Source organism: Nocardioides candidus (genome assembly GCF_041321175.1).
Taxonomy (GTDB): Bacteria; Actinomycetota; Actinomycetes; order Propionibacteriales; family Nocardioidaceae; genus Nocardioides.
In genome coordinates, this window is record NZ_JBGGWC010000005.1 from 191278 (window position 1) to 218202 (window position 26925).

The window sequence follows — 26925 nt, forward strand, 5'->3', positions numbered from 1 at the left end:
GCGGGGTCAGAACATCACGGTCGCGAACCGCGCGGTCTCGCGGAAGCCGACGCGCTCGTAGGCGCGCCGGGCAGGCAGGTTCCAGTCGTTGACGTAGAGCGACACCGTCGGGGCGATCTGCCGGCTGACGAGCTGCGCGACCGCAGCCATGCCCGAGATCGCCAGCCCCTCCCCCCGCCGGTGCGGCGGGACCCAGACGCCCTGGATCTGGGCGGCGTCGGGGGTCGCGCAGGCGACCTCGGCCTTGAAGACCAGCTCGTCGCCGTCGAACCGCGCGAACGACCAGCCGCGGCTGATCAGCTGCAGGACCCGGGTGCGGTAGAGGTCGGAGCCGCCCCCCGTCTCCGGCGAGACCCCGACCTCCTCGGTGTACATCGCGACGCACGCCGGGTAGAGCACCTCGAGGTCGGCGCGGGTCGTCGCACGCACCGCCGGGTCGGCCTCCACCTCGGGCGGGCCGGTCAGGACGAGGTGACGCTGGTCCCATCGCGCGTCGCGCGGAGCGCCCCACGTGGGACGGACGGCCTCCCAGAACGGCGCGACCGCCTCCTGCGGACCGACGATCGTCGACGCCGTACGACGCCGGCCCAGCGCGCGCTCGGCGAAGACCGACGCGTCCTCGGCGGTCGCCTGCACCGGCACCAGGTTGGCCGCGACGTGGCACGCCGCCACCAGCTGCCCGCCCTCGTAGCGGCCCCACATCTCACCGCCGAGCCAGCGCGGCTCGAGGCTGGTGGTCTGCGCGCGGTGGATCGCGAACACGTTGACGACCGGGTCCTGGTGAGCGAGCTCCAGGAACTCCTCCAGGTCGGCCGCCGTGAGGGCGCGCACACCGTGGCGGGTCGTCAGCACGGGGCGAGCCTACGACCTGGAGGTGGGGTCGGGTCGACCCCCGGGCGGCTAGAGTTTCGCCCCACCTCCCAGAAAGTCCCGATGCCCCGATGACGTCGCGCGTCCGTCGCCTGCTCGTGGCAGGCATCGCCGTCGGCGCGGTCGTCGCCGTCGTGCTGGCGATCCTCGTCGTCTCGCGGTCCGGCTCCGACGACGACGGTGGACCGGGGTCCGCGGACCAGGGGGACGCCTGCGGCGCGCTCCTCGCCAAGCCGGGCGGCGGGACGTGGACGTGCACCTTCGTCGACGAGTTCGACGGCGACGCGCTCGACCCGGACAAGTGGACGACCCAGGACACCGCGCGGACGGGATTCCGGTCCGACCAGACCTGCTACCGCGGGGCGGAGAACGTGGCGGTGCAGGACGGCGACCTGGTGCTCGAGGCCCGGGACGCCGGCGCCGAGATCGACTGCGACGGACCGTACGGCGAGTTCCGCACGCGCTACACAGGCGGCCTGGTCGGGACCCGCGACCACTTCTCCCAGACCTACGGGCGCTTCGAGGTCCGCGCGAAGTTCCCCACGGCTCGCACGCCCGGGGTGCACGGTGGCTTCTGGATGTATCCCGTCCGGCTCACCTACGGACGCTGGCCCGCCTCGGGCGAGATCGACGTCGCCGAGTGGTGGTCCAACGACCCGACGCTCCTGCTCCCGACACTGCACTACCGCGGACGCAGCTTCCACGCCGACTCCGGATGGCACTGTCGCGTCGACGACCCGAGCGAGTTCCACACCTACGCCGTGGAGTGGTTCCCGGCGGTGATCCGGTTCGCCATCGACGGCACCGTCTGCTACACCCGCACCTGGCGGCCGACACCCCCGCAGGCGCTACCTCAGCCGTTCGACAAGCCGTTCGGCATGATCCTCAACATGGGCGTCGGCACCGTCGGCGGCACCAACCCCGTCTCGGGAACCACCCCCCTGCCCGCGACCCTCACGGTCGACTACGCGAAAGCCTGGCGCTGATCATGACGAGATCCCTCCACGTGGCGCGGCGATGCGCCCTCGTCGGGGCACTGCTGCTCGGCTGCGTCGGGCTGGCCCCGGCCACGGACACCGCACTCGGCGCCCCTCCGCCGGACCGGGTCGCGACGGCTCGGGCAGGCGCCACGTCGGAGGACGCCTGCGGTCCCCGGATCGCACGACCGGGCGGGCGCAGCTGGACCTGCTCCTTCGCGGACGACTTCCGCGGCATCCGGATCGACGGCCGGAAGTGGGTCGTGCAGGACTCTGCGCTGACCGGTTTCCACACCGGCCAGACGTGCTACACCCGGCACGCCAGCAACGTCCTGGTCCGGCGGGGCACCCTCCGGCTCACCGCCCGCACCGTCGAGCCCTTCCGCTGCGGGCGCCTGCCGCGCGCGTTCCACACGCGCTACACCGGCGGGATGATCGGCACCAAGGGCAAGTTCTCCCAGGCGTTCGGGCGGTTCGAGGTCCGGGCGCGCTTCCCCGAGGGCGACAGGAGCGGGATCCACGGCGGCCTCTGGATGTATCCGGTCGACCTCACCTACGGAGCGTGGCCGGAGTCCGGCGAGATCGACGTCGCGGAGTGGTGGTCCTCGGAGCCGACCCAGGTGATCCCGTCGCTGCACTACGACGGCAGGAAGAGATCCGTGGACTCGGGGTTCGACTGCTGGGTGTCGACCCCGACCCGGTTCCATACCTACACGCTGGTCTGGCTGCGGCGGGTGATGCGCTTCTCGATCGACGGCCGGGAGTGCTTCCACCGCAGGTGGCGGCCCGACCCGCCGCAACAGGCACCCCAGCCGTTCGACCAGCCGTTCAGCATGATCCTCAACATGGGCGTCGGCCGCACCTTTGGCCGCCAGCGGGTCAGCCGCTACACCCGGTTCCCTGCCCAGTACGTGGTCGACTACGTCAGGGCCTGGCGATGACGGACGTCCGTCGCTAACCTTTCCCGACGCGACCGTCGGTTGTGGTCGTGACGCAGTGCAGGAGGGGCGTTCCATGGTGAGGTCGGCCGTCGCCGTACGCCGCCTGCTGGTCAGCCTCGTCCTCGTCGGGGCCGCCGGGCTCGCGGTGCCCGCGACGGCGCCGGCGTCCCAGCCGTCGTACGACGGGAGCGCGGCGCGCACCCGCACGGACCGGTGCGGCGCGCTGATCCCGAAGTCGGGCGGCGGGACCTGGCACTGCACGTTCGTCGACAACTTCAACGGGCGAGCCGTCGACGGCGATCGCTGGGTCGTCCAGCGCACCTCGCACACCGGCTTCCGCACCGAGCGCACCTGCTACACCGACTCCCCCGACAACCTGGCCGTCCACGACGGCGCCCTGGTGCTCAGCGCGCGGAAGGGGCGCTGGGTCAACTGCCGCTTCATGGGCCGCTGGCTGCGCACCCGCTTCACCGGCGGGATGATCGGCACCCGCGACCGCTACTCACAGACCTACGGTCGCTTCGAGGTGCGTGCCCGCTTCCCGGGCAACGAGCACGCCGGCATCCACGGCGGCTTCTGGATGTATCCCGTCGACGACACCTACGGCGACTGGCCCTCGTCCGGCGAGATCGACGTCGCGGAGTGGTGGTCCTACGAGCCCCAGCTGGTGCTGCCGTCGTTGCACTTCGACGGCCGCGACCCCGACGTCGACTCGGGCTGGGACTGCACGGTCGAGGACGCGAGCGTCTTCCACACCTACACGGTCGTGTGGCGGCCGACCGTGATGCAGTTCGCGATCGACGGGACGACGTGCTTCACCCGCACCTGGACCCCTGACGCTCCGCAACGCCGGCCCCAGCCCTTCGACCACCCGTTCCGGATGATCCTCAACTTGGGCGTGTCGACCAACGGGCTCTCCTGGCGCACCGAATTCCCCGCCTCCCTGGTCGTCGACTACGCCAAGTCCTGGCGCTGACGCCTGCGCTGTGGACACCGCGGCGGCCGGCGGCGGGTAACCGCTACGGTCCGTAGCGATGACGGCCTCCAGCAACCGGGGCCGCAGGGGGGAAGCGCATGATCCACACTCCTCGGACGCTCCGCCGCGCGCTCGCCGCGACGGCGCTGGTGACCATCGCCGCGGTCGCACCGCTCGCCGACGACACGGCCACCGCCGACTCCGCCCGGACCGCTCCCGCACTGGCCGCCGGTGCCTGCGGTCCCGTCATCCCGAAGGGCGACGGCACGACCTGGACCTGCACCTTCGCCGACGCCTTCGACGGCACCGCGCTCGACACCGACACCTGGATCGTCCAGGACACCCGCAGGACGGGCTTCACGGTGGGCAAGACCTGCTTCACCTCCTCGCCCGACAACGTGCGCGTCCGCGACGGTCACCTGATCCTGGTCGCGCGGGAGGGTCGCACCATCAACTGCCGCAGCCCGAAGGGCTTCTTCAGCACCCGGTACACCGGCGGGATGGTGGGCACGCGCGGCAGCTTCTCCCAGGCCTACGGCAGGTTCGAGGTGCGGGCCGAGCTGCCCGCGGGCGGCGGGCCGGGCCTGCACGGCGGCTTCTGGATGAACCCCCTCGACATGGCCTACGGGCCGTGGCCGGCCTCCGGCGAGATCGACGTCGCGGAGTGGTGGTCGAGCGATCCCACGCTCGTGCTGCCGTCGTTGCACTACAACGGGCGCGACCCGCAGGCCGACTCCGGCTGGGGCTGCCGGGTGACCGACCAGACCGCGTTCCACACCTACACGCTCGAGTGGCTCCGCACGGTGATGCGCTTCTCGATCGACGGGGACCTCTGCTTCGCGCGCTCGTGGACGCCCGATGCCCCGCAGCAGGCGCCGCAGCCCTTCGACCGGCCGTTCAGCATGATCCTCGACATGGCGGTCGGACCTGCGACGGGCACCAACAAGGTCTCGTGGCGCACGCCGTTCCCGGGGAGCCTCGTCGTCGACTACGCCAGGGCATGGCGCTGACCGGCCCGCCGCATGCCCAGCGGCACCCGCGAGGTGGACGGCGCGAAGGCCGGGCGATAGAAATGGCACCTGATCCGATCATGGGGGTACTCGAATGAAGAGGAACATCCGCGGCCTGCGCCGCACCGTCGCCGCCGCTGCAGTGGTCGGCCTCGCCGGCCTCGCCCCGCTGCAGGCGGTCACCGGCAGCGGCTCGCCGGCCGCCGCCGCCTCCTCCGACGCGTGCGGCACCGTCACGCTCAAGCCGGACGGCTCGCCGTGGACCTGCTCCTACGTCGACAACTTCGACGGGCGCTCGCTCGACCCGACCAAGTGGATCACCCAGCAGACCGCACTCACCGGCTTCCGCAGCGGGTCGACCTGCTTCACGACCTCCGACAAGAACATCCAGGTCTTCAAGGGCGAGCTGTCGCTCACGGCGCGCATGGAGCGCGGCAAGTTCCTCTGCAAGAGCCCGACAGGTGACTTCACCACCATCTACACCGGCGGCATGATCGGGACCCGCACCAAGTTCTCGCAGGCCTACGGGAAGTTCGAGGTCCGCGCGAAGTACCCGTCGGTCAACAAGCCCGGCGTGCACGGCGGCTTCTGGATGTTCCCGCTCAACAACACCTACGGCGCGTGGCCCGCCTCGGGCGAGATCGACGTCGCGGAGTGGTGGTCGAGCGATCCGACCCTGGTGCTGCCCTCGCTGCACTACAACGGGCGCGACGCGGTGCTCGACTCGGGCTGGAGCTGCCGCGTGGCTGACCCGTGGAACTACCACACCTACACCGTCGACTGGGAGCCCACCGGCATCAGCGTCGCCATCGACGGCACGACCTGCTTCTCACGTGTCGCCGAGCCGGACAGCCCCCTGGTGTGGCCCCAGCCCTTCGACAAGCCGTTCAGCATGATCCTCAACATGGGCGTCGGACCCGCGAGCGGCACCAATGCGGTCACCTCGGCGACACCGTTGCCGGCGACGTACGTCGTCGACTACGCCAAGGCCTGGCGCTGAGCCTCGCACCGGGTTCATCCCGATGACGGACGCCGGGAGGGTCCCCGACGTGGTGTCATGACGGACCGACGTCCCGGACACCGCGAGAGGCTCCCGTGAACCAGCGCATCCTCACCGACGGCGGTCTCGAGACCGATCTGATCTTCAACCGAGGGATCGACCTCCGCGAGTTCGCAGCCTTCCCGCTGCTCGACTCGGAGGACGGTGTCGCGGCCTTGCGCGCCTACTACGCGGACTACGTCGACGTGGCGGTCCGCGCCGAGGTGCCGATCCTCCTGGAGACCCCGACCTGGCGCGCCAACGCCGATCACGCCGCCGTTCTCGGCTACGACGCGGCCGGCGCCGACCGGGTCAACCGGGCCGCCGTCGAGCTCTTGGCCGGCATCGCGCTGGAGCGCGAGGGCGAGCTCGCCGGATGGCAGGTCGGGGGCATCGCCGGTCCACGCGGCGACGGCTACCGGGCAGCGGGTGGGGTCGACCCGGACCGGGCCGCCGAGTACCACCACCCGCAGCTGGCCGCGTTCGCGTCCGCCGGCGCCCAGCGCGCGACCATCCTCACGCTCACCGACGTCGGCGAAGGCATCGGCTTCGCCCGCGCCTCGGCCGAGGTCGGTCTGCCCGCGGTCGTGGGGTTCACCGTGGAGACCGACGGCCGCCTTCCCGACGGCAGCACCTGCGCCTCGGCGATCGAAGCGGTCGACGCGGCGGCCGCGCCGACGTACTTCATCGTGAACTGCGCCCACCCCACCCACATCGCTCGTGCGCTGGACGGCGGCGACTGGCAGCGGCGGGTCGGCGGCCTGCGGGTGAACGCATCGACGATGAGCCACGACGAGCTCGACGCCATGGAGGTCCTCGACGACGGGGACCCGATGCAGCTGGCTGCCGATCAGCGACCGCTGCTCGATGCCTTCCCGGACATCGAGGTGATCGGGGGTTGTTGCGGCACCGACGTGCGTCACATCGCAGCGATGTGGGGCGTCAGCCGACCGTGACCTCGGCCGCGCCGCCCTCGACGGGCTCCATCGAATCGGCGAGGCGCAGCGCCTCCTCGATGAGGGTCTCGACGATCTCCGACTCCGGCACGGTCTTGATGACCTCTCCCTTGACGAAGATCTGACCCTTGCCGTTGCCCGACGCCACCCCGAGATCGGCCTCGCGAGCCTCGCCCGGGCCGTTGACGACACAGCCCATCACGGCGACCCGCAACGGGACCTCCATGCCCTCGAGGCCGGCGGTGACCCGCTCGGCGAGCGTGTAGACGTCGACCTGGGCGCGACCGCACGAGGGGCAGGAGACGATCTCGAGCTTGCGCGGGCGCAGGTTGAGCGACTGCAGGATCTGGATGCCGACCTTGACCTCCTCGACCGGAGGCGCGGACAGCGAGACCCGGATCGTGTCGCCGATGCCCTTGCTGAGCAGGGCGCCGAAGGCGGTCGCGGACTTGATCGTGCCCTGGAAGGCCGGTCCGGCCTCGGTGACACCGAGGTGCAGCGGCCAGTCACCCTGCTCGGCGAGCAGCTCGTAGGCGCGCACCATCACGACGGGGTCGTTGTGCTTCACCGAGATCTTGAAGTCGTGGAAGTCGTGCTCCTCGAAGAGGCTGGCCTCCCAGACCGCCGACTCGACCAGCGCCTCGGGGGTGGCCTTGCCGTACTTCTCCAACAGCCGCTTGTCGAGCGAGCCCGCGTTGACGCCGATCCGGATGCTCGTGCCGCGGTCCTTGGCCGCGCGCGCGATCTCCTTGACCTGGTCGTCGAACTTCTTGATGTTGCCCGGGTTGACGCGGACCGCCGCACAGCCCGCGTCGATCGCCGCGAAGACGTACTTCGGCTGGAAGTGGATGTCGGCGATGACCGGGATCTGGCTGTGCTGGGCGATCTCGGGGAGCGCCTCGGCGTCGTCCTGGCTCGGGCACGCCACCCGCACGATGTCGCAGCCGGCGGCGGTGAGCTCGGCGATCTGCTGGAGCGTGGTGTTGACGTCGGCGGTGAGCGTCGTCGTCATCGACTGGACCGAGATCGGGTGATCGCTGCCGACGCCGACCTTGCCCACCTGGATCTGCCGGGTCTTGCGACGGGGGGCCAGCACCGGAGGGGGTGCCGTGGGCATGCCGAGGCCGATGGCGGTCATGCCTCCAGGGTACTTCCGCCTCTTCCCCGGAGCCTCATCCCGGGTCAGGTCGGCGACCGCTCAGGTGCCGTCGAGGTGCACGGGCACGACGAGGTCGCCGACGATCAGGACCACGCCCATCACGAGCAGGGCGGAGGCCACGACGTAGGCCACCGGGAGCAGCTTGGCGGCGTCGACGTAGCCGGGGTCGGGGCGACCGCGCAACCGGGCCATGCCCCGACGCAGTGCCTCCCACAGCGCGCTGGCGATGTGCCCACCGTCGAGGGGCAGCAGCGGGATGAAGTTGAACAACCCGATGAACAGGTTGAAGCCCGCCAGCAGCATCGAGAAGAAGACCACCTTCTCGGTCGCCGTCGAGCCGTCGTGGGACGCGACCTCGCCGGCGAGCCGGCCACCGCCGACGATGCTGACCGGCCCCTCGGGGTCGCGCTTCTCCAGCCCGAAGATGGCCTTGCCCACGTCGAGCACCTTGGGCGGCAGGGTGGCGAGCGCGTGCACGACGTCGACCGTCATGCCGCCCATCTGCTGGACCGTGTAGATCGGCCCGCCCGTCGTCGGCTCGGTCGTCGGCGCGACGCCGAGGAAGCCGACCGGCTCCGGGTCGGCGTTCTCGTCGATCTGCCGCGGAGTGACGGTGGTCTTGGTGCGGATGGTCTTCAGCGCCCCGTCGCGCTCGACGACGATCGTGGCCTGACCGTTGCCGTTCTCGCGGATGAGGTGCTGGACCTGGGTCCAGTCGGTGACGTCGGTGCCGTTGAACGACACGAACCGGTCGCCGGGCCGGATGCCGGCCTCGTAGGCCGGTGTCGGCTGGTCCGCTATCTCCTGCTGGGTGCACACCCGGCCGGACTCGTCGGACGGCACGATGCAGGCCTCGACGACGTCGACGGTGGTCGTGATCTTCTCGTCGTTGCCGTTGCCGTAGGTCGCGAACACCGCGGAGAACAGGAAGAACGCGATCAGCACGTTGACCGTCGGGCCGCCGGCCATCACGACGACCTTCTTCCACCAGGCCATCTTGTAGAACAGCCGGTCGCTGTCCTCCGGCCCGACCAGCTCCCACTCCGCCGCGCGGGCGTCGGAGATCAGCTGCGTGAACATGCCGGTGTTCGACTTGCGCACCCGGGTGACCTGCTGGCCGTCGGCGCCGACGGTGACCTCGTCGGCGAGCTCCTCCGCGCCCGGGGGCAGCATCCCGACGATCTTGACGTAGCCGCCGAGCGGGATCGCCTTGACGCCGTACTCCGTCTCGCCGACCTGCTTGCTCCACACCGTCGGACCGAAGCCGATGAAGTACTGCGTGACCTTCCCGCCGAACCTCTTCGCGGGGATCATGTGGCCGAGCTCGTGGAGCGCGATCGAGACCAGGATGCCGACGAAGAAGACGAGGAATCCGATGGTGTACTGCAGGGCGTCCACGGTGGTCAGGTGCCTCGCTTCAGGGCTGGATCTCGGGCGATCGTCAGGGCGGCGGTCTCACGCGCCCAGGCATCGGCGGCGAGGACGTCGTCGAGCGTGAGCTGCTCAGTAGAGGGTACGTCGTGGGCGGCGAGCACGGAGCCGACCACGTCGACGATGCCGGGGAACGGCAGCCGGCCCTCGTGGAAGGCGTCGACGCACACCTCGTTGGCCGCGTTGTAGACGGCGGGTGCGGTGCCGCCGCGGGTGCCGGCCTCGCGGGCGAGCGCGACGGCCGGGAACGCCACGTCGTCGAGCGGTTCGAAGCGCCAGTCGGCCGCCTTGGTCCAGTCGACGGGCGTCTCGGCGTCGGGCACGCGGTCGGGCCAGGCCATGCCGAGCGCGATCGGCACGAGCATGGTCGGGAGGCCGATCTGCGCCACGACCGCGCCGTCGGTGAACTCCACCATCGAGTGGATCAGCTGCTGGGGGTGGACGACCACGTCGATGCGGTCGAACGGCACGTCGAAGAGAAGGTGCGCCTCGATCACCTCCAAGCCCTTGTTGACCAGGGTCGCGGAGTTGGTCGTGATGACCCGGCCCATCGCGAAGTTGGGGTGGGCCAGGGCCTGCTCGGGGGTCACGTCGGCCAGCTCGTCCCGCGAGCGCCCGCGGAAGGGTCCGCCGCTCGCGGTGAGCACCAGCCGTCGTACCTCCTCACGGCGTCCGCCGCGCAACGACTGCGCGATCGCGCTGTGCTCGCTGTCGACGGGGACGATCTGGCCCGGACGGGCCAGCTCCTTCACCAGCGGCCCGCCGATGATCAGCGACTCCTTGTTGGCCAGCGCGAGCGTGCGCCCGGCCTCCAGCGCCGCGAGGGTGGGGCGGAGCCCCACGGCGCCGGTGATGCCGTTGAGCACGACGTCGCACTCCTGGGCGGCGGCCTCGACGCTGGCGGTCTCACCGAGGCCGGAGTACGCCGGCGCGAACTCCTCGACCTGGCGCGCGAAGAGATCGGCGTTGCTCCCCCCGGCGGTCAGGCCGACGACCCGGAACCGGTCGGGGTTGGCACGCACCAGGTCGAGGGCCTGGGTGCCGATCGACCCGGTCGAGCCGAGGATGACGACGTCTCTCACGAGACCAGTCTCTCAGCCCTCGAGCAGCTCGTCGGCAGCGGCGTAGGGGTCGTCGGCGCCGCTCGCCACGGCCTCGGCCAGCCGGTCGATGACCGCTCCCCCGCCCACGTCGCCCCAGCGCTCACGCAGGGCGGTGAGCGCGATCGCCTCGATCTCGTCGCGCGCGCGCCGGACCCGGCGGCGCTCGTGCTCGCCGGTCTCCGCGGCCCAGGCGCGGTGACGGTCGATCGCGTCGACGACGTCGGCCGCGCCGTCGCCGTTGGTGGCGACGGTCTTGATCACCGGCGGGCGCCAGGCACCCTCGGGCCGGTCGGCCAGGGAGATCATCGAGCGCAGGTCGCGCCGCACGCTGTCGGCGCCATCGCGGTCGGCCTTGTTGATCACGAACACGTCGCCGATCTCCAGGATGCCGGCCTTGAAGGCCTGGATGCCGTCGCCCATCCCGGGCGCCAGCAGGACGATCGTGGTGTCGGCGAGTCGGGCGATCTCGACCTCGCTCTGCCCCACGCCCACCGTCTCGACCAGGATCACGTCGAGCCCGGCCGCGTCGAGCACCCGCAGCGCCTGCGGGGTCGCGCGGGACACCCCACCGAGGTGGCCGCGCGCCGCCATGGACCGGATGAAGACACCGGGGTCGGTGGCGTGCTCCGACATCCGGATCCGGTCGCCGAGGAGGGCGCCACCGGAGAACGGTGACGACGGGTCGACCGCCAGCACGCCGACCCGGAGGTCACGACGCCGCAGCTCGGTGACCAGCGCACTGGTCGAGGTGGACTTCCCCACTCCCGGTGAGCCGGTGAGCCCGACGATGTGGGCGTCGCCGCCGTGCGGCGTCAGCGCCGCCATGACCTCCCGGAGGACGGGCGAGCCGTCCTCGACCAGGGAGAGAAGACGACCGATCGCCCGGGCCTCGCCTTCGCGGGCCCGGGCGATCAGGTCGTCAGGAGACTCAGCTCGACGGGACACGGACGATCAGGGCGTCGCCCTGGCCGCCGCCGCCGCAGAGCGCGGCCGCACCGGTGCCGCCACCGCGGCGCTGGAGCTCGAGCGCCAGGTGCAGCACCACACGGGCGCCGGACATGCCGACCGGGTGGCCGAGGGCGATCGCGCCGCCGTTGACGTTGACCTTGTCGTCGGAGATGCCGAGCTCGCGCGCCGAGGCGATGCCGACGGCGGCGAACGCCTCGTTGAACTCGACCAGGTCGAGGTCGCTCGCGGCGATGCCCTCCTTCTCCAGGGCCTTGGCGGTCGCCCGCGCGGGCTGGAGCTGCAGGCTCGAGTCGGGGCCGGCGACCATGCCGTGTGCGCCGATCTCGGCGAGGTAGGTCAGGCCCAGCTCCTCGGCCTTCGCCTTGCTCATGACCACGACGGCGCAGGCACCGTCGGAGATCTGCGAGGCGGAGCCGGCGGTGATGGTGCCGTCCTTGGCCACCGGGCGGAGCCCGGCGAGCGACTCGACGGTGGTGTCGCCCCGGACGCCCTCGTCGTCCTTGACGACGACCGGGTCGCCCTTGCGCTGCGGGATCTCGACCGGCACGATCTCGCCGTCGAAGACGCCGTTCTTCTGCGCGGCGGCGGCCCGCTGGTGCGAGGTCGCTGCGAACGCGTCCTGCTCCTCGCGGGAGAACTTGTCGACCGCCGCGTTGCAGGTGTCGGTCAGGTTGATCATCGCCTGCTGGGTGAACTGGTCGTAGAGGGCGTCGTAGGCCATCGAGTCGACGAGCGTGGTGTCGCCGTACTTGAAACCCTCGCGCGACTTCGGCAGCAGGTGCGGGGCCTGGGTCATCGACTCCATGCCGCCGGCGACGACGATGTCGACCTCGCCCGCGCGGACCAGCTGGTCGGCCAGGGCGATCGCGTTGAGGCCCGAGAGGCAGACCTTGTTGATCGTCATGGTCGGCACGTCCATCGGGATGCCGGCGTTGACGCTCGCCAGGCGGGCCGGGTTCTGGCCCGCGCCGGCCAGGATGACCTGGCCCATGATCACGTAGTCGACCTGGTCGCCCGAGACCCCGGCCTTCTCGAGGGCGCCCTTGATCGCGATCGCACCGAGGTCGCTGGCCGAGAGCGACTTGAGGCCACCCATGAGGCGGCCGATCGGGGTGCGGGCGCCGGCGACGATGACGCTGGGGTTGTCGGACATTCTTCCTCCGGTGAAAGCAATGAGTGAACCTTCGTGACTGTACCCGCGGGTAGCGACGCGGTGCGAGGTGTCTCGACGGGCGCGGGGTGAGGCCCGCGTCACAGCGGCGGCTCGGCAGAATGTCGGCATGAGCCTGAACGACGTCCAGCACCTCTTCACCGCCATCGACCACGTCGGCATCGCGGTGCCCGACCTCGACGAGGCGATCGCCTTCTACACCGAGACCTACGGGATGACGGTCGCGCACGAGGAGACCAACGAGGAGCAGGGCGTGCGCGAGGCGATGGTGCGCGTCGGCGACACCGACTCCTGCATCCAGCTTCTCGCGCCGCTGACTCCCGAGAGCACGATCGGCAAGTTCCTCGACCGCAGCGGGCCGGGACTGCAGCAGCTCGCCTACCGCGTCGCCGACATCGACGCCGTCTCCGCGACCCTGCGCGAGCGCGGCCTGCGCCTCCTCTACGAGGAGCCCAAGCGCGGCACGTCGAACAGCCGGGTCAACTTCATCCACCCCAAGGACGCCGGTGGCGTCCTGGTCGAGCTGGTCGAGCCTGCGGCTGACGCCCACCACTGATCGGCGGGTGAGGAATCCCCGGTCGACCGGGGAAACTGTCACTTGTCGGGGTTTGCAAACCCCGACAAGTGAGGGAATCCCCGGTCGACCGGGGATTCCTGACGCCCGTCACGCCCAGGCGAAGCCGACCGTGTCCCCCGGCCTGAGCTGGGCGAGGCGGTCGGTGTCGTGGTCGACGACGACGGCCACGACGGGGTAGCCGCCGGTGACGGGGTGGTCGGGGCCGAGGACGACGGGCTCGCCGGTCGGGGGCACCTGGATCGCTCCGCGCAGGGCGCCCTCGCTCGGCAGCTGCCGGGACGGGTCGCAGAGGTCCAACCGTGCTCCGGCGAGCCGGATCCCGACCCGGTCGGAGTCGGGGGCGACGGTCCAGCGCCGCGCGGTCAGCGCGCCGGCGTCGCGCACCCAGTCGTCGCGCGGGCCGCGCACGAGGCGGAGGACGGGGCTGTCGCCGTACTCCTGCGCCGGTACGGCGTCCACGCGCATCTCGTCGCCGACCCGATCGCCGACGGGCACGACGTCGCCGGCCGCGAGAGGTGCCGGGCCGAGCCCGGCGAGGGTGTCGCGCGAGCAGGAGCCGAGGACCGGAGGGACGCCGAGCCCGCCGCGCACCGCGACGTAGGAGCGCAGCCCGCTGGCCGGGACGCCGAGCCGCAGGCGCTCCCCGGGCCGCAGCGCGAGGATCGCGCCGGTCGGCTCGTCCCGGCCGGCGCGCGTGACCGGCACGGGCGCACCCGTGACGGCGACCCAGACCGTGCCGTCGCGCGCCTCGACCTCGAGGCCGCCGAGGGTGACCTCCAGCGTCGCGGCACCGGGGACGTTGCCGACCAGCCGGTTGGCGAGGTCGTACGACGACCGGTCGGCCGCTCCCGAGCGGCCGACGCCGATCGTGGTGAGCCCCGGACGGCCGGCGTCCTGCACCAGGCAGGGACCTCCCGTGGCGAGGACGCCGAGCGCGGTCATGCGCGCACGAACCGCACGCGCGCTCCCGGCGCGAGGAGCGCGGGCGGGTCGCGGTCCGGGTCCCACATCGCGGCGTCGGTGCGGCCGATCAGCTGCCAGCCGCCGGGCGACGGCCTCGGGTAGACCCCGCTGAACTCCCCCGCGAGACCGACCGACCCGGCCGGCACCCGCGTCCGCGGGCTCCCACGGCGCGGCACCTCCAGCCGCGGGTCGTCGCCGACCAGGTAGCCGAACCCCGGCGCGAACCCACCGAACGCCACCCGCCACTCCGCGCCCGTGTGCGCCGCGACCACCCCCGCCGCTCCGAGACCGGTCAGCTCACCGACCTCCGCGAGGTCGGGGCCGTCGTACGTCACCGGGATCGTGACCTCGAGCGAACCCACCGACCCATGCAACGGAGAATCCTGCGGTGGTTCGGGCCGATCGGTGACGAGGTTCCCCGTTACGAGACGGGCCCGGAGCGTCCCGAGGTCGATGCCGGGGCGGGCCCGGACGAGCACGGTCCGCGCGCCGGGGACCAGGTCGTCGACGAGGTCGGCGAGGTCGGGCGCGGCGGCGAGCGCGTCGGCGCAGGCGACCACGGCGGCGGTGTCGGCGAGCTCGAGCAGGAGGGCGCGGTCGCCGTAGGGCAACAGCCTCATGCGAAGGCCGCGAGGGTGAAGCCGGCGCCGCTGAGGGCGGTGCGCACCGCGTCCGCCAGGAGTACGGCGTCGGGCGAGTCGCCGTGGACGCAGATCGAGTCGACGCCGCCGCTCCCCGCCAGGCGCAGGGCCTGGGCGGCGACGGCGGCCGGCTCGGTGAGCAGCGCACCGGGCTCGGAGCGCGGGACCAGCGTGCCGTCGGGCCGGTAGCCGCGGTCGGCGAACCCCTCGCGGACGACCCGCACCCCGGCGGCGGCGGCGAGGTCCAGGAGGACCGACCCGGGCAGCCCGAGGACGGGCAGCGGGACGCCGTACCCCTCCTCGAAGGCGAGCACGGCGTCGACGACGGCGCGGGCCTGTGCCTCGTGCGTGACGACCGCGTTGTAGAGGGCGCCGTGCGGCTTGAGGTACGCCACCCGGCCACCCGCCGCCGCGGCCAGTGCGGAGAGCGCGCCGAGCTGGTAGAGCACGTCGGCGGTCAGGTCGTCGGCGGCGATGTCGACGAAGCGCCGGCCGAAGCCCGCGAGGTCGCGGTAGCCCACCTGGGCGCCGATGGCGACGCCGTGCGCCACCGCCCCCGCGCAGACCATGCGCAGGGTCAGCGGGTCGCCGGCGTGGAACCCGCACGCGACGTTCGCGCTGGTCAGGTGGGGCAGCAACGCCTCGTCGTCGCCCAGCCGCCACCTGCCGAAGGACTCCCCCACGTCGGCGTTGAGGTCCAGGGATCGGTCACTGTCGGCCGGCACGCCCCCATCCTGGCGCATAGTCAGGGTTGAGACGCCTGCCACAGTCGCGCGACCGGGACGTTACCGGCAGGTATCTTTCGCCCTTGGCCGCTGAATACGACCATCAACGACGCAGGAGACGATCCGTGCAGCACATCCTCGACGCCATCCTCGCCGAAGAGACCTCCTCGGAGGACTTCGCCAACCTCGAGCTCCCCGAGTCCTACCGGGCCGTCACCGTCCACAAGGACGAGGTCGACATGTTCGAGGGCATGTCCGCCAAGGACAAGGACCCCCGCAAGTCGCTCCACGTCGACGAGGTGCCCCTGCCCGAGCTGGGTCCGGGCGAGGCGTTCGTCGCCGTCATGGCCTCCGCGATCAACTACAACACCGTGTGGACCTCGATCTTCGAGCCCGTCTCCACGTTCGGCTTCCTGGAGCGCTACGGCCGCGAGTCCGAGCTGGCCAAGCGCCACGACCTGCCCTACCACATCGTCGGCTCCGACCTGTCCGGCGTCGTGCTCGCCGTCGGCGCCGGGGTCACCAAGTGGAAGCCCGGCGACCGCGTCGTCGCCCACTGCCTCTCCGTCGAGCTCGAGGCCCCCGACGGCCACAACGACACGATGCTCGACACCTCGCAGCGCATCTGGGGCTTCGAGACGAACTTCGGCGGTCTCGCCGACGTCGCCATGGTCAAGGCCAACCAGCTCATGCCCAAGCCCGAGCACCTCACCTGGGAGGAGGCCGCCTCCCCCGGCCTGGTGAACTGCACCGCCTACCGCCAGCTCGTCTCGGCCAACGGCGGCAACATGAAGCAGGGCGACAACGTCCTCATCTGGGGCGCCTCCGGCGGCCTCGGCGGCTTCGCCACCCAGTACGCGCTCAACGGTGGCGCCAACCCGGTCTGCGTGGTCTCCAACGAGGAGAAGGCCCAGATCGTGCGCAACATGGGCGCCGAGATGGTCATCAACCGCTCCGAGCTCGACCCGAAGTTCTGGAACGAGGACGGCACCAAGCAGAACCCGAAGGAGTGGCAGCGCTTCGGCAAGGCCATCCGCGAGCTCACCGGCGGCGAGGACATCGACATCGTCTTCGAGCACCCGGGTCGCGAGACCTTCGGCGCGTCGGTCTACGTCACCCGCAAGGGCGGCACGATCACCACCTGCGCCTCGACCACGGGCTACATGCACGAGTACGACAACCGCTACCTGTGGATGAACCTCAAGCGCATCATCTCCAGCCACTTCGCCAACTACCGCGAGTCGTGGGAGGCCAACCGCCTCATCGCCCAGGGCAAGATCCACCCCACCCTGTCGCGCACCTACCGCCTCGAGGACACCGGCCAGGCGGCGCTCGACGTGCACCACAACAAGCACCAGGGCAAGGTCGGCGTGCTGTGCCTCTCCCCCGAGGAGGGCCTCGGCGTCAGGAACGACGAGCTCCGCGCGCAGCACCTGGACAAGATCAACCTGTTCCGCGGCATCTGAGGGTGCCCCGCCGCTAGATTGCGGCTGTGGTCGACCGCTGGGCCGGGGTCGTCGGGCGGCACGCCCGGCTGGTCCTGGCTGCGGCCGTCCTTGTGGTCGTGGCGGCGGCGCTGTACGGCGCCGGCGTGTCCGACTCGCTGGGCCGGGGCGGCTTCGAGGACCCTGACGCCGAGGGTTACCGAGCCGTCCAGGCCGAGCGGGCGGTCTTCGGCAACCACGACGTCGACGTGGTCGCGATCTACTCCAGCGACGACCTCACCGCGGACGACCCGCGGTTCCGTGCCGCGGTCGAGGACGTCGTCGCCGGTCTCGCGGACGCACCGGAGGTGGTCGACCACGTCGCCTACTACGACGCTCCTCCGGAGGCGGGCCTCGTCTCCGCCGACGGGCACGCCGCCCAGGTGCGGATCTCGCTCGCCGGCGACACCCTCAACGAGCGGCTGATCAGCTACGACGCCATCGAGCCGCGCCTCCACGCGCGCGGCCTCGACACGGACCTGGCGGGCCTCTACCCGACCCACGCCGACGTCAACGTGATCACCGAGGAGGACCTCAAGCGGGCCGAGCTGATCTCGCTGCCCCTCGTGGTGCTGCTCGCCCTGCTGATCTTCGGCAGCCTCACAGCGTCGGCGATGCCCGCACTGCTCGGCATCGTCGCGCTGCTGACCTCGATCGCCGGCATGCGCCTGCTGGCCCTCGTCACGGACGTGTCGATGTTCTCGATCAACGTCATCTCGCTGCTCGGCATCGGTCTCGCCGTCGACTACTCGCTCTTCGTCGTCAGCCGGTTCCGCGAGGAGATGGCCCTGCTGCCCCCGGACGACCCCGCCTCGCCCCGCGTCGCGGTCGCGCGGACGTTGGCCACCGCCGGCCGGACCGTCATGTTCTCAGGGCTGGTCGTGGCCGCGTCGATGTCCAGCCTGCTCGTGTTCCCCCAGGTCTTCCTGCGGAGCATGGGGTACGGCGGCATCGCTGCCGTGCTCGTCGCGATGCTGGCCGCGCTCACGGTGCTGCCGGCGATCCTGGTGCTGCTCGGCCGGCGGATCGACAAGGGCCGGCTGCCGTGGCGCAAGAAGTGGGACATGCCCGAGCCGGCAGGCGACGAGGGCCGCTGGGCACGGCTGGCACGAGCCGTGATGAAGCACCCGGTGGCGGTGCTCGCCGTGTCCGCGGTCGTGCTGCTGGCCGTCGCCTCGCCGTTCCTCGGCGTCCGGTGGGGCGGGATCGACTACCGCGTCCTCCCCGACGACGCCCCCTCGAGGGTGGCCGCGGAGAAGCTCCTCGACTTCGGCCCGGAGACGTCATTGGCGACGGTCGTGCTCCGCGGCGTCGACGAGGCCACCGTGGACCGGTGGGCCGCCGACGCCCGCTCGGTCGACGGCGTGGCAGAGGTCGAACCGCTCCTGCAGGAGGGTGACGACGCCCTGGTGCGGGTCGCGTGGGAGGGCAACAGCCAGTCCGAGGACTCCCAGGAGATCGTCCACGAGCTGCGTGCGATCGACCCGGTCACGGGCACCGCCCTCGTGGGCGGACTCACCGCCGACACCGTCGACCTGGTCGCCTCCGTGCACGGCCACCTGCCCGTGATGGGGCTGATCGTGCTCGCGGTCATGCTGGTGCTGCTGTTCGTGGCGTTCGGGTCCCTCGTGCTGCCCTTCAAGGCCGTCGTGATGAACGCCTTCTCGGTCACCGCCTCGTTCGGCGTGGTCACCTGGATCTTCGCGGACGGCCACCTCTCCGGCCTGCTGGGCTTCACCTCACCGGGCTTCCTCGAGGCCACGAACCCGATCCTGATGCTCGCCATCCTCTTCGGGCTGTCGATGGACTACGAGGTGTTCCTGCTGTCGCGCGTGCGCGAGCGGTGGGACGCCACGGGCGACCCGGTGGGCGCGGTCGCGAGCGGGGTGCAGTCGACCGGACGCATCATCACCAGTGCCGCCCTGCTGCTCGGTGTCGTCATCGGGGCGTTCGCGACCGGCGACATCGTGCTCATGAAGATGCTCGGCGTCGGGATGGTCGTCGCGCTCGTCGTCGACGCCACGGTGGTGCGCGCGCTGATGGTGCCGGCCGCGATGGCACTGCTCGGCCGGCTGAACTGGTGGGCACCGGGACCGATGCGACGCTGGTGGGAGCGGCACGGGTTCCACGAGGAGGGCCGCCTGGCGACGCTCGGGCCCGCGCTGGGACGGGCGCCCTCCGACGGGCCTCCACCGCCTCCTCGGGCCGCCCCGCCTCCTCCACCAGCCGCGACCCGCACCCTGGCACAGCGTCTCGTGGCCGGCCCGCTGCCGCTGCGGGAGGCGACGGCACTCGTGACCGACGTCGCCCGCTCCCTCGCCGTCGCACCGCCACCGGGTGGCGCCCACGGGGCGATCGGTCCGGCCGCCGTGCTGCTGGGGAGTGAGGTGGTGCTGGCGAAGGGCGTGCGCGACCCGGCGTACGCACCGCCCGAGCCGATCTCCGGGCCGCACCCGAAGGCCGACGTCTACGCGCTCGGCGCGGTCCTCTGGGCGGCCGCGACCGGACGGCCGCCGTTCTCCGGCGCCACGCCGGAGGCGCTGCGCAGTGCCCAGGTCGGGCAGCGCGTGCCCCAGCTGCCGGGCCGCGAGCCGCTCACGCTGGCCGTCAACCGGATCCTGCGGCTCAGCCTCACCCGGGACCCGAACCGCCGCTACGCGAACCCCGCGGCCCTCCTGCACGACCTCGAGGTGGCGCTCGCCCTGCCGGACACGGCCGCCGCCCCCGCCCAGCCCTGAGTGCGACGTGTCCCACCCGCGAATTGCGCGGGTCGGGGGTGGGTTATCGCGAGCCGATCAGGGATCATGGACCGGACCTCGTACCGACCTCGATCTCAAGGGAGCCTCCCCAGCATGAGCGACCAGGGTCTGTCGATCTTCGACAACGAGCCCGGCGGACCGCCGGAGCCGTCGTCGCCCCCTCCCCCTTCCGACGCTGAGACCACCCAGGTGATGCCCGTGACCCCGTCCGCCCCTGCCCAGCCGGCCCAGCCGGCACCGTCGACCTCGTCGGCGCCGTCGGGTCCGCCCGCACAGCCCGCGAGCGCGCGGCCTGCGGCGGGCCGCCCGGCCACCGCGCCGACGGCGGCCCTGCCGATCGTGCGACGCGGCGGCTACGACACCGCCGCGGTCGACGCGCAGATCCGGCAGCTCGCGAGCGAGAAGGCTGCGCTGGGGGCGAGCCTGACGGAGTCGGAGCAGCGGGTGCTGGACCTGGAGGCACAGCTCGAGGCAGCGAGGGCGGAGCTCGCCGAGAGCGACAACCCCTCCTACGCCGGCCTGGGCGGGCGGGCCAGCGCGATGCTGCGGCTCGCCGAGGAGGAGGCCGACGAGATCCGCTCGATCGCCGAGCGCGACGCCGCGGAGATCCGTGACCAGGCCCTGCGCGACGCCAAGGCGATGCGCGCCGAGGCCGCGCGCGAGACCCAGGACATGCGCGCGGTGCAGCTGCGCGAGCTGGAGGAGAACCGCACCCGGCTGCTCGCCGACGCCGAGCAGGAGCTCGCCCTGGCGCGCAGCACCGCGGCCGACGAGCTCGCCGCGGCGAAGCGCGAGTCCGACCAGCTCCGCCTCGCAGCCGAGCAGGAGGCCAGCGAGCAGCGCAGTGCCATCCAGCGCGAGGTCGAGCAGGCCCGCGCGGCCGCCGACCGTGAGGTCCAGGAGGCCCGCCGCACGCTGGCGGTCGAGAAGGAGCGGCTCGCCCGCGAGGCGACCGATCACCACAACACCGCGGTCTCCGAGACCCGGCGCCTGGTGGAGGAGGCCGAGCAGCGGGCTGCTGCCGCCGAGCAGCGCGCGGCCGAGGCGGCCAAGCAGGCCGCCGAGAACCGGGCCGCTGCCCAGTCCGAGTCCGAGGCGATGCTCAGCCGCGCCCGGCGCGAGGCCGAGCAGATCGTGGCCTCGGCGAGCACGCACGCCGAGTCGATCACCGCGAGCGGCGAGGCCGAGGCGCAGCGCCAGCTCGCCGCGACCAAGGCCGAGCTCGAGCGGGTCAGCAAGCGCCGCGACTCCATCACCGCCCAGCTCGCCTCGCTCGCGGAGCTGGTGGCCGGCTTCGGCGGGGACGAGTCCGAGGACAGGAGTTGAGGTTCGGCCGGCGGCGGGACGCCGCCCCCGCGGGCGACGCGTCCCCCGCCGGCCCCTCGCAGACCGACGTCGCCGACCCGGACGTCGCGACCGACGGGGCTGGCGCCGTACCCCAGCCCTACGGCGAGCTGGGCGCGCCGTTCGACCGGAGGTCACCGTTCTACGTCGGCTTCGTCGGTGGCCTCGGCCTGCTGCTCGCCTACTGGCTCTTCCAGGCGCTGGTGGGCATCGGCTCGGTCCTGATGCTCGTGGTCGTCTCGTTCTTCCTCGCCGCCGGCCTCAACCCGTCGGTGGAGTTCCTGGAGCGACGAGGGATCCGCCGCTCCTGGGCGTGCGCACTGGTGATCGTCGCCGCCCTCGCCATGGTCGCGCTCTTCGTGGTCGCGATCGTCCCGGTGATCGCCGACCAGATCAAGGCGTTGACCGACAACGCGCCGACCTGGCTCGACCAGCTCGAGAAGAACAAGGAGATCCAGCGGCTCAACGACGACTACCAGGTCGTCGACAAGGTCAAGGACTTCGTCACCGACGGCAAGTTCATCTCCACGCTGTTCGGCGGCGCGCTCGGCTTCGGCCTGAAGATCATCTCCGCGCTCTTCAACGCCTTCATCATCCTGGTCCTGACGCTCTACTTCCTCGCGTCGCTGAAGACCACCACGCACGCCATCTACCGGCTCGCTCCGGCCTCGCGCCGCGAGCGTGTCGAGCTCCTGGGCGACAAGGTGATCCACAACATCGGGGGCTACGTCTCCGGCGCGTTCGTGGTCGCCCTCTGCGCCGGCGTCTCCTCGCTGATCTTCCTGGAGTTCACCGAGGTCCGGGAGTACGCCGTCGCGCTGGCCTTCGTCGTCGCGGTGCTCGACGTCATCCCGATGATCGGGGCGACGCTGGGCGCGGTCATCGTCTGCGCGATCGCCTTCGCCACCGACGTGCGGAGCGGCATCGCCGCCGTCATCTTCTACGTGGTCTACCAGCAGGTCGAGAACTACGTGATCTATCCGCGCGTCATGGGTCGCACGGTCGACCTGCCCGGCGCCGTCATCGTGATCGCGGCACTGGTCGGCACCGCCCTGCTGGGCGTGGTCGGCGCGCTCCTCGCGATCCCGGCCGCCGCGGCGGTGCTGCTCGTGATCCGCGAGGTCGTGGTCAAGCGGCAGGACCTGCGCTGAGATCGGTCCCCGCCGCGGCAGGGCTGACCGGCGCGTTCGCCGGCGCGCTCGGGCTGGTCGGCGCCGGTCGGCCCACGACGTGGACCGACGAGGCCATCACCCGGTCGATGGTGCGCCGCCCGCTGGGCGAGGCGTTCGACGTGCTCGGCCGGGTCGACGCCGTGCACGGGCTCTACTACCTCGTGCTGCGCGGGTGGTCGGCGGTCGCGGGCGACTCGGTCGTCGCGCTGCGCGCCTTCAGCGCTCTCGGCCTCGCGGTGGCCGTCGCGGCGGTCGTCGCGCTGGTCTCGCGCTACCGCGAGCTGCCGGTCGCGGTCGCCGCCGGACTCGTGACCGGCCTGCTGCCGGGCCTGGCCTGGGCCGCCGTCGAGGCCCGCGGCTACAGCTGGGCCGCGGCGATCGCGGTGCTCGCGACCTTGGCGCTCGACGTCGCGGAGGAGCGCGACACTCCCCGCTCGTGGTGGACGTACGGCGCCGTGGTGCTCCTCGCAGCCTGGTGGCACCTCTACCTGGTGGTGCTGGTGGTCGCGCACGGCATCAGCGTCGCCGTCGTGCGGCGCGACCTGCTGCGGACCTGGTGCGCGGCGGTCGGCGCGGCCGCCGTCGGCGTGGCACCGCTGGTCCTCCTCGCGTGGCGGCAGCGCGACCAGGTCGCCTGGCTGGCCGACGTGCAGTACACGTGGTCCTCGCTGCTCGAGAAGCTGCTCGGCGGCAGCTATCCCAGCGCTGTGGGCGACCTCCGGCTGCTGCTGGCCCTCACGCTCCTGGGCCTCGCCGCGCTCGGCGTGGCGGCCCTGGCGCGCTCCCACGGCAGCTGGCCGGCGTGGCTCCTCGGCACCTGGGTCGCGCTGCCGCTTCTCGTCGGGCTGGGCTCGATGGTCACCGACGCGGGCGCCGTGCACACGCGCTACCTCACGTTCGTGACGCCCGCGGTCGCGCTCGCGGCCACCCTCGGCGCCGCGCCGCTCGGTCGCTGGGTCGCGCCGGTGCTCGCGGTCGGGGCGATCGTCGTCGCCGTACCCCTGCTGGTCGCGCAGCGCGCCCACGACGCCCGCCCCCACGACCTCGGCGCCGTCGCGGCGAGCGCCTCCCGGACGGGTGCCGACGCGGTGATCTTCACCGCTCCCCTCGCCCGCAGCGTGGCCTACGCCTACCCTGCGGCGTTCCTCCGGACCGCTGACCTGTCGGCCGTCGCGCACCCGGCGCCCGACCCGTTCTTCGACCAGACCCGCGACCCGGCCTCGCTCCTCCCGCACGAGGTCGCCGGGCGGCGGATCGTGGTGATCGGGACCCGGGAGGTGCCCGATGCCCCCGCGCTGCGCCGACTCGGCTGCCGCCCGCACAAGCTGCACCACGACCGCGGCTACCGGGTGTGGCTCTACCGCTGCCGGTGACTCAGCCCTGGGGCCCGATGAAGTAGAAGAGGGTCGCGCGCACCCCCGGGTCGGCCCACGGGTGGACGGCCGCGTCGGTCAGCTTCCTCGGTGCGCCGCCGATGTCGACGTAGCCGCAGTCGGGCGCGACCATCAGCTCTTGGTGCTGGCTCGCGGGTCCGCCGCCGTAGCGGTCGTCGAAGTCGCCGGTGAGCACGACCAGCTCGTCCACGTCGCACTTCGCCTCGCTGGCCGGCGCGGTGCTGACGGCCTCCAGGCTCTCCGCCAGGGCCCGGCCCGCGATCCGGCGGCCGTAGGCCAGCACGAGCTCGCCCGACGCGTCGCGGCGGTAGGCGCACAACGTGCTGGGCCGGGGCGTGCCGGTCCCCTCCCTGCTCAGGTCGAGGTGCCCGGACGGGACGGCGTCGAGCGTCGCGTCGCAGAGGTCGCCGGGCCGCACCGTGGCCAGGACCTGCGCCCGCAGGTGGGCGTCGGCGGTGCCCACGGTGACCGTCGTCCCCGCGACCTCGACCGTCTCCTGCACGTAGCCGTTGTCCCACTCCTCGGTGCCCGGCGCCAGGGCCGCGCCGAGCCAGACGTACGGCGCGGTGGGCTGCCACCCGCTCCTGAGGTAGGTGCACACGTCGGTCTGGACGATCGGGCGGCCGACGTAGCCGGGCGGACCTCCGGGGGCGCACACGGTGAGCGGTTGCGACGGGAGCGGCGCGCCGCCGTACCCCCACGCGGCCGGCACGTCGACGGCGACCCCGCCGTAGTACTCCGTGCGCCAGCCGGCCGGCGGATCGGCGACGGTGGTCCCGGAGTCGGCGACCCCCGGAGGTTCCGCAGCGCGGTCGTCACCGCCGCGGGTGAGCACGGCGGCTCCGCCGATCACGAGTACGACGGCAGCGGCCGCCGCGACGACACCCCACCGCGTGCGGTGCCGGTGCGCGACCGCGGCGCGGGCCCGGGCGGCGACCGGCGCCGTCACGTCGGCCCGCTCCGCGTGCCCCGCCAGCCCGGCCCGCAGCACCTGCTCGACATCCCGCTCGTCCATCACGCCTCACCTCGGTCGTCGGCCTCGAGCTCGCGGCGCAGGGCCGTGAGCGCACGGTGGACGTGGGAGCGCACGGTGGCCTCGGTGATCCCCAGGACCGTCGCGATCTCGGGGTAGTCGAGGTCCTCGTAGAACCGCAGCACCACGGCCGCCCGCTGCTGGGGCGGCAGCGCGGCGCAGAGCCGCCACACGGCGTCCTGCTGCGCGACCTCCGCGGCGGGGTCGGCGCCGGAGGTCTCGCGCACCGCGGCGACCGGCGACTCCCGCCGCCCCGCCCTCCGCCAGGCGGAGATGTGCGCGTTGACCACCATCCGGCGCACGTAGGCGTCGGGGTCGTCGCGCCGGCTGACCCGCGCCCACTTCTCGCACGCGCTCACCAGCGCCGCCTGCACCGCGTCCTCGGCGGCGGTCTGGGACCCGGTGACGAGGTAGGCGAAGCGCAGCAGGGCGGCGATCCGCGCCTCCACCCACGCGTCGAAGCCCGCCTCGGCGGGCGTCGCGCGGTCGGTCACCTCCACATCCACGCACGACTCACGCCGTCACGACGGGATCTGTTGCACCCCGGCGCGGAATTTTTCCACCGGCGACCTCCACCGGCGTTAAGTGAACGGTAAGCGGCTCGTCGCACGCTCCTCCTGTCAGGCCAACCACCGCCCCACACCCGAGGAGCACACCATGCACACCCAGCCGCTCGCCCGCACAGCCCGGACCGCCCGCCTCGTCGTCGTCGCCGTGGCCCTCGCGCTCCTCGCGACCCTCGTGTCGCTCTCCACGGCTCACCCCGCGTCGGCCGCGGTCGCCCAGTCCGTCAGCGGTCGGACCGGCTCGGTCAGCCTCAACGGGCCGCTCATCACCGGCCGCGACATCATGTACCCGACGTACTTCATCCGGACCTTCGAGACCGCGGGCGTCACCGTCGCGCCGAGCAGCGCCTACTCCGGCACCCAGACCGTCCTCGGCGGCTACGTCCTCGAGCGCTACGTCAACGGCGCGTGGCGGACCGTGCAGTCGACCGGGTCCTACTCGGGCAACGTGTCCGGCACGGGCCGGCTCCGCTTCCCGGCGGTGACGTTCGGCAACGCGCCGCAGTACACCGGCCAGTTCCCCTACCGGATCGCCGTCGCCCTCGTGTGGACCAAGGCCTCGACCGGGGCGGTCATCGGCTCCGAGCGGATCATCTCCTCGACCACCAGCGACAACCGGTGCGCCACCCGCATGATCCGCTGCCTGACCTACACCGACAGCATCGTGATGTGACGGACCCGACCGTCAGACCGGCACCTGCGTGGTCTCGGGCACGGAACGCTCGCCGAGCTTGACCCCGACGACACCGGCCAGCACGAGGAGACCGCCGACGAGCTGCAGCACCCCGGGCAGCTGGCCGAGCAGGGCCCATGCCCAGAGCACACCGGCGACGACCTCCGCCAGGGCGACGAACGACGCGAGCCGCGAGCCGAGCAGGCGGGCGGCGGCGATGCCGGAGACGTAGGCCAGGGCGGCGGTCACCAGGCCGAGCAGCAGCAGGGGCACCCACCACGAGACCGCCACGTCGGCGTACTCCATGGTCGTGCGCTCCGCGTGCATCGGCAGGACGCCCACCAGCCCGAGGGCACCGAGCGCGACGCCGCCGACCACCAGACCACCTGCTGCCAGGGTGATCGGCGGGAGCCCGGTGGTGTCGTCGGCGGAGATCAGGAAGTACGACGCCGCCCCGATCATCGCCACCAGCGCCCAGGCGATGCCGCGGGCGTCGAGGCCGAACCCCGCGAACACGTCGAGCACCAGGAGCAGGCCGACGCCGGCCACCGCGGCGCCGCCGAAGGTGAGCGCACCCGGCCGCTGGTGGTGGCGGACCCAGAGCCAGAGGACGACCGTCGCGGGCGCGGTGTACTCGATGAGGAGCGCGGGCCCGACCTCGAGGTACTGCACCGCGGAGAAGTAGCAGAACTGGGCGCCGGCGACCGCCAGCAGGCCGTACATCGCCACCAGCGGCAGGTTGCGCCCGAGCAGCGCCCACCGCCCGCGCAGGGCCGCCACGCCGAACGGCAGCACGACGACAGCGCCCAGCCCGATCCGCACCAGCACCACCGCCCCCGCGCTCCAGCCGGCGTCGAGCATGGGCGAGGCGAGTGCTCCGGAGAGCGCGAAGGACACGGCCGAGAGCAGGGCGACCATGATCCCTGAGGCCGACCGGTGCGGCACCGCAACCGGGGCGTCATGAGTCAACGTCGTCATGGCTCATGACAGTA

25 protein-coding genes are annotated in these 26925 nt (G+C 72.4%); 13 read left to right on the forward strand and 12 right to left on the reverse strand.

What is annotated here, in order from left to right:
- Window positions 1–6: 6 nt before the first annotated feature.
- Window positions 7–852 (reverse strand): GNAT family N-acetyltransferase, encoded by an 846-nt coding sequence (locus ACAX67_RS20325; protein ID WP_370705720.1) that lies wholly within the window; start codon window positions 850–852, stop codon window positions 7–9.
- 89 nt (window positions 853–941) lie between these two features.
- On the opposite strand from ACAX67_RS20325, the gene ACAX67_RS20330 reads away from it, so the two are divergent.
- The 6 genes from ACAX67_RS20330 (at window position 942) to ACAX67_RS20355 (ending at window position 6769) form a co-directional block, all read left to right on the forward strand.
- The gene (locus ACAX67_RS20330) at window positions 942–1856 is read left to right on the forward strand and encodes a glycoside hydrolase family 16 protein (protein WP_370705721.1); all 915 of its coding nucleotides are present in this window, start codon (window positions 942–944) and stop codon (window positions 1854–1856) included.
- A 2-nt stretch (window positions 1857–1858) separates the two neighbouring features.
- The gene (locus ACAX67_RS20335) at window positions 1859–2788 is read left to right on the forward strand and encodes a glycoside hydrolase family 16 protein (RefSeq protein WP_370705722.1); all 930 of its coding nucleotides are present in this window, start codon (window positions 1859–1861) and stop codon (window positions 2786–2788) included.
- Between the two features lie 73 nt (window positions 2789–2861).
- Window positions 2862–3764, forward strand: a complete 903-nt coding sequence (locus ACAX67_RS20340; protein WP_370705723.1) for a glycoside hydrolase family 16 protein — start codon at window positions 2862–2864, stop codon at window positions 3762–3764.
- 98 nt (window positions 3765–3862) lie between these two features.
- Entirely contained in the window at window positions 3863–4774 is a 912-nt protein-coding gene (locus ACAX67_RS20345; protein ID WP_370705724.1) for a glycoside hydrolase family 16 protein, read from the forward strand.
- Window positions 4775–4868: 94 nt separating this feature from the next.
- Window positions 4869–5774 (forward strand): glycoside hydrolase family 16 protein, encoded by a 906-nt coding sequence (locus ACAX67_RS20350; protein ID WP_370705725.1) that lies wholly within the window; start codon window positions 4869–4871, stop codon window positions 5772–5774.
- A gap of 95 nt (window positions 5775–5869) precedes the next feature.
- Window positions 5870–6769, forward strand: coding sequence for a homocysteine S-methyltransferase family protein (locus tag ACAX67_RS20355; protein ID WP_370705726.1), 900 nt, complete (start codon window positions 5870–5872; stop codon window positions 6767–6769).
- Here the strand turns inward: ACAX67_RS20355 and ispG are convergent.
- Genes ispG through ACAX67_RS20380 form a run of 5 tightly spaced genes read right to left on the reverse strand, consistent with a single transcriptional unit; the run spans window position 6756 to window position 12584 of the window.
- Window positions 6756–7907: a flavodoxin-dependent (E)-4-hydroxy-3-methylbut-2-enyl-diphosphate synthase gene (gene ispG / locus ACAX67_RS20360; protein ID WP_370705727.1), complete on the reverse strand. Its 1152-nt coding sequence runs from the start codon at window positions 7905–7907 to the stop codon at window positions 6756–6758. The genes ACAX67_RS20355 and ispG overlap by 14 nt on opposite strands.
- 60 nt (window positions 7908–7967) lie before the next feature.
- Window positions 7968–9326: a M50 family metallopeptidase gene (locus tag ACAX67_RS20365; RefSeq protein WP_370705728.1), complete on the reverse strand. Its 1359-nt coding sequence runs from the start codon at window positions 9324–9326 to the stop codon at window positions 7968–7970.
- A 5-nt stretch (window positions 9327–9331) separates the two neighbouring features.
- Window positions 9332–10441 (reverse strand): 1-deoxy-D-xylulose-5-phosphate reductoisomerase, encoded by a 1110-nt coding sequence (gene dxr / locus ACAX67_RS20370; RefSeq protein WP_370705729.1) that lies wholly within the window; start codon window positions 10439–10441, stop codon window positions 9332–9334.
- A gap of 12 nt (window positions 10442–10453) precedes the next feature.
- Window positions 10454–11407 carry a methylmalonyl Co-A mutase-associated GTPase MeaB gene (gene meaB / locus ACAX67_RS20375; RefSeq protein WP_370705730.1) on the reverse strand — a complete coding sequence of 318 codons (954 nt, stop codon included), beginning with the start codon at window positions 11405–11407 and terminating at the stop codon, window positions 10454–10456.
- Window positions 11391–12584 (reverse strand): acetyl-CoA C-acetyltransferase, encoded by a 1194-nt coding sequence (locus ACAX67_RS20380; protein WP_370705731.1) that lies wholly within the window; start codon window positions 12582–12584, stop codon window positions 11391–11393. Before ACAX67_RS20380 ends, meaB begins: the two co-directional genes overlap by 17 nt.
- Window positions 12585–12711: 127 nt before the next feature.
- On the opposite strand from ACAX67_RS20380, the gene mce reads away from it, so the two are divergent.
- Window positions 12712–13158, forward strand: a complete 447-nt coding sequence (mce, locus tag ACAX67_RS20385; protein WP_370705732.1) for a methylmalonyl-CoA epimerase — start codon at window positions 12712–12714, stop codon at window positions 13156–13158.
- 108 nt (window positions 13159–13266) lie between these two features.
- On the opposite strand, the gene ACAX67_RS20390 is transcribed toward mce, so the two are convergent.
- The 3 genes from ACAX67_RS20390 to ACAX67_RS20400 are packed head-to-tail and all read right to left on the reverse strand — an operon-like array spanning window position 13267 to window position 15508.
- Window positions 13267–14121, reverse strand: a complete 855-nt coding sequence (locus ACAX67_RS20390) for a 5-oxoprolinase subunit C family protein (RefSeq protein WP_370705733.1) — start codon at window positions 14119–14121, stop codon at window positions 13267–13269.
- Entirely contained in the window at window positions 14118–14762 is a 645-nt protein-coding gene (locus ACAX67_RS20395; protein ID WP_370705734.1) for a 5-oxoprolinase subunit B family protein, read from the reverse strand. Before ACAX67_RS20395 ends, ACAX67_RS20390 begins: the two co-directional genes overlap by 4 nt.
- A complete protein-coding gene (locus ACAX67_RS20400; RefSeq protein WP_370705735.1) occupies window positions 14759–15508 on the reverse strand; it encodes a LamB/YcsF family protein in 750 nt (249 codons plus the stop codon). The genes ACAX67_RS20395 and ACAX67_RS20400 overlap by 4 nt, the downstream gene beginning before the upstream one ends.
- A gap of 125 nt (window positions 15509–15633) precedes the next feature.
- On the opposite strand from ACAX67_RS20400, the gene ccrA reads away from it, so the two are divergent.
- The 5 genes from ccrA (at window position 15634) to ACAX67_RS20425 (ending at window position 23640) form a co-directional block, all read left to right on the forward strand.
- Window positions 15634–16974 (forward strand): crotonyl-CoA carboxylase/reductase, encoded by a 1341-nt coding sequence (gene ccrA / locus ACAX67_RS20405; RefSeq protein ID WP_370705736.1) that lies wholly within the window; start codon window positions 15634–15636, stop codon window positions 16972–16974.
- Window positions 16975–17000: 26 nt separating this feature from the next.
- Window positions 17001–19730 (forward strand): efflux RND transporter permease subunit, encoded by a 2730-nt coding sequence (locus tag ACAX67_RS20410; RefSeq protein ID WP_370705737.1) that lies wholly within the window; start codon window positions 17001–17003, stop codon window positions 19728–19730.
- A gap of 114 nt (window positions 19731–19844) precedes the next feature.
- The gene (locus ACAX67_RS20415) at window positions 19845–21077 is read left to right on the forward strand and encodes a coiled-coil domain-containing protein (protein ID WP_370705738.1); all 1233 of its coding nucleotides are present in this window, start codon (window positions 19845–19847) and stop codon (window positions 21075–21077) included.
- Window positions 21074–22246 (forward strand): AI-2E family transporter, encoded by a 1173-nt coding sequence (locus ACAX67_RS20420; protein WP_370705739.1) that lies wholly within the window; start codon window positions 21074–21076, stop codon window positions 22244–22246. The genes ACAX67_RS20415 and ACAX67_RS20420 overlap by 4 nt, the downstream gene beginning before the upstream one ends.
- Window positions 22247–22353: 107 nt before the next feature.
- A complete protein-coding gene (locus ACAX67_RS20425; protein ID WP_370705740.1) occupies window positions 22354–23640 on the forward strand; it encodes a glycosyltransferase family 39 protein in 1287 nt (428 codons plus the stop codon).
- Window position 23641: 1 nt separating this feature from the next.
- On the opposite strand, the gene ACAX67_RS20430 is transcribed toward ACAX67_RS20425, so the two are convergent.
- Both ACAX67_RS20430 and ACAX67_RS20435 read right to left on the reverse strand, forming a co-directional pair.
- The gene (locus tag ACAX67_RS20430; protein WP_370705741.1) at window positions 23642–24676 is read right to left on the reverse strand and encodes a hypothetical protein; all 1035 of its coding nucleotides are present in this window, start codon (window positions 24674–24676) and stop codon (window positions 23642–23644) included.
- Window positions 24676–25188 (reverse strand): SigE family RNA polymerase sigma factor, encoded by a 513-nt coding sequence (locus ACAX67_RS20435; RefSeq protein WP_370705742.1) that lies wholly within the window; start codon window positions 25186–25188, stop codon window positions 24676–24678. The genes ACAX67_RS20430 and ACAX67_RS20435 overlap by 1 nt, the downstream gene beginning before the upstream one ends.
- Before the next feature lie 163 nt (window positions 25189–25351).
- Here ACAX67_RS20435 and ACAX67_RS20440 point away from each other — a divergent pair, with 163 nt between their 5' ends.
- Window positions 25352–25933, forward strand: coding sequence for a hypothetical protein (locus ACAX67_RS20440; RefSeq protein ID WP_370705743.1), 582 nt, complete (start codon window positions 25352–25354; stop codon window positions 25931–25933).
- 12 nt (window positions 25934–25945) lie between these two features.
- Here ACAX67_RS20440 and ACAX67_RS20445 read toward each other — a convergent pair whose 3' ends face one another.
- Entirely contained in the window at window positions 25946–26911 is a 966-nt protein-coding gene (locus tag ACAX67_RS20445; protein ID WP_370705744.1) for an EamA family transporter, read from the reverse strand.
- Window positions 26912–26925: the final 14 nt, after the last annotated feature.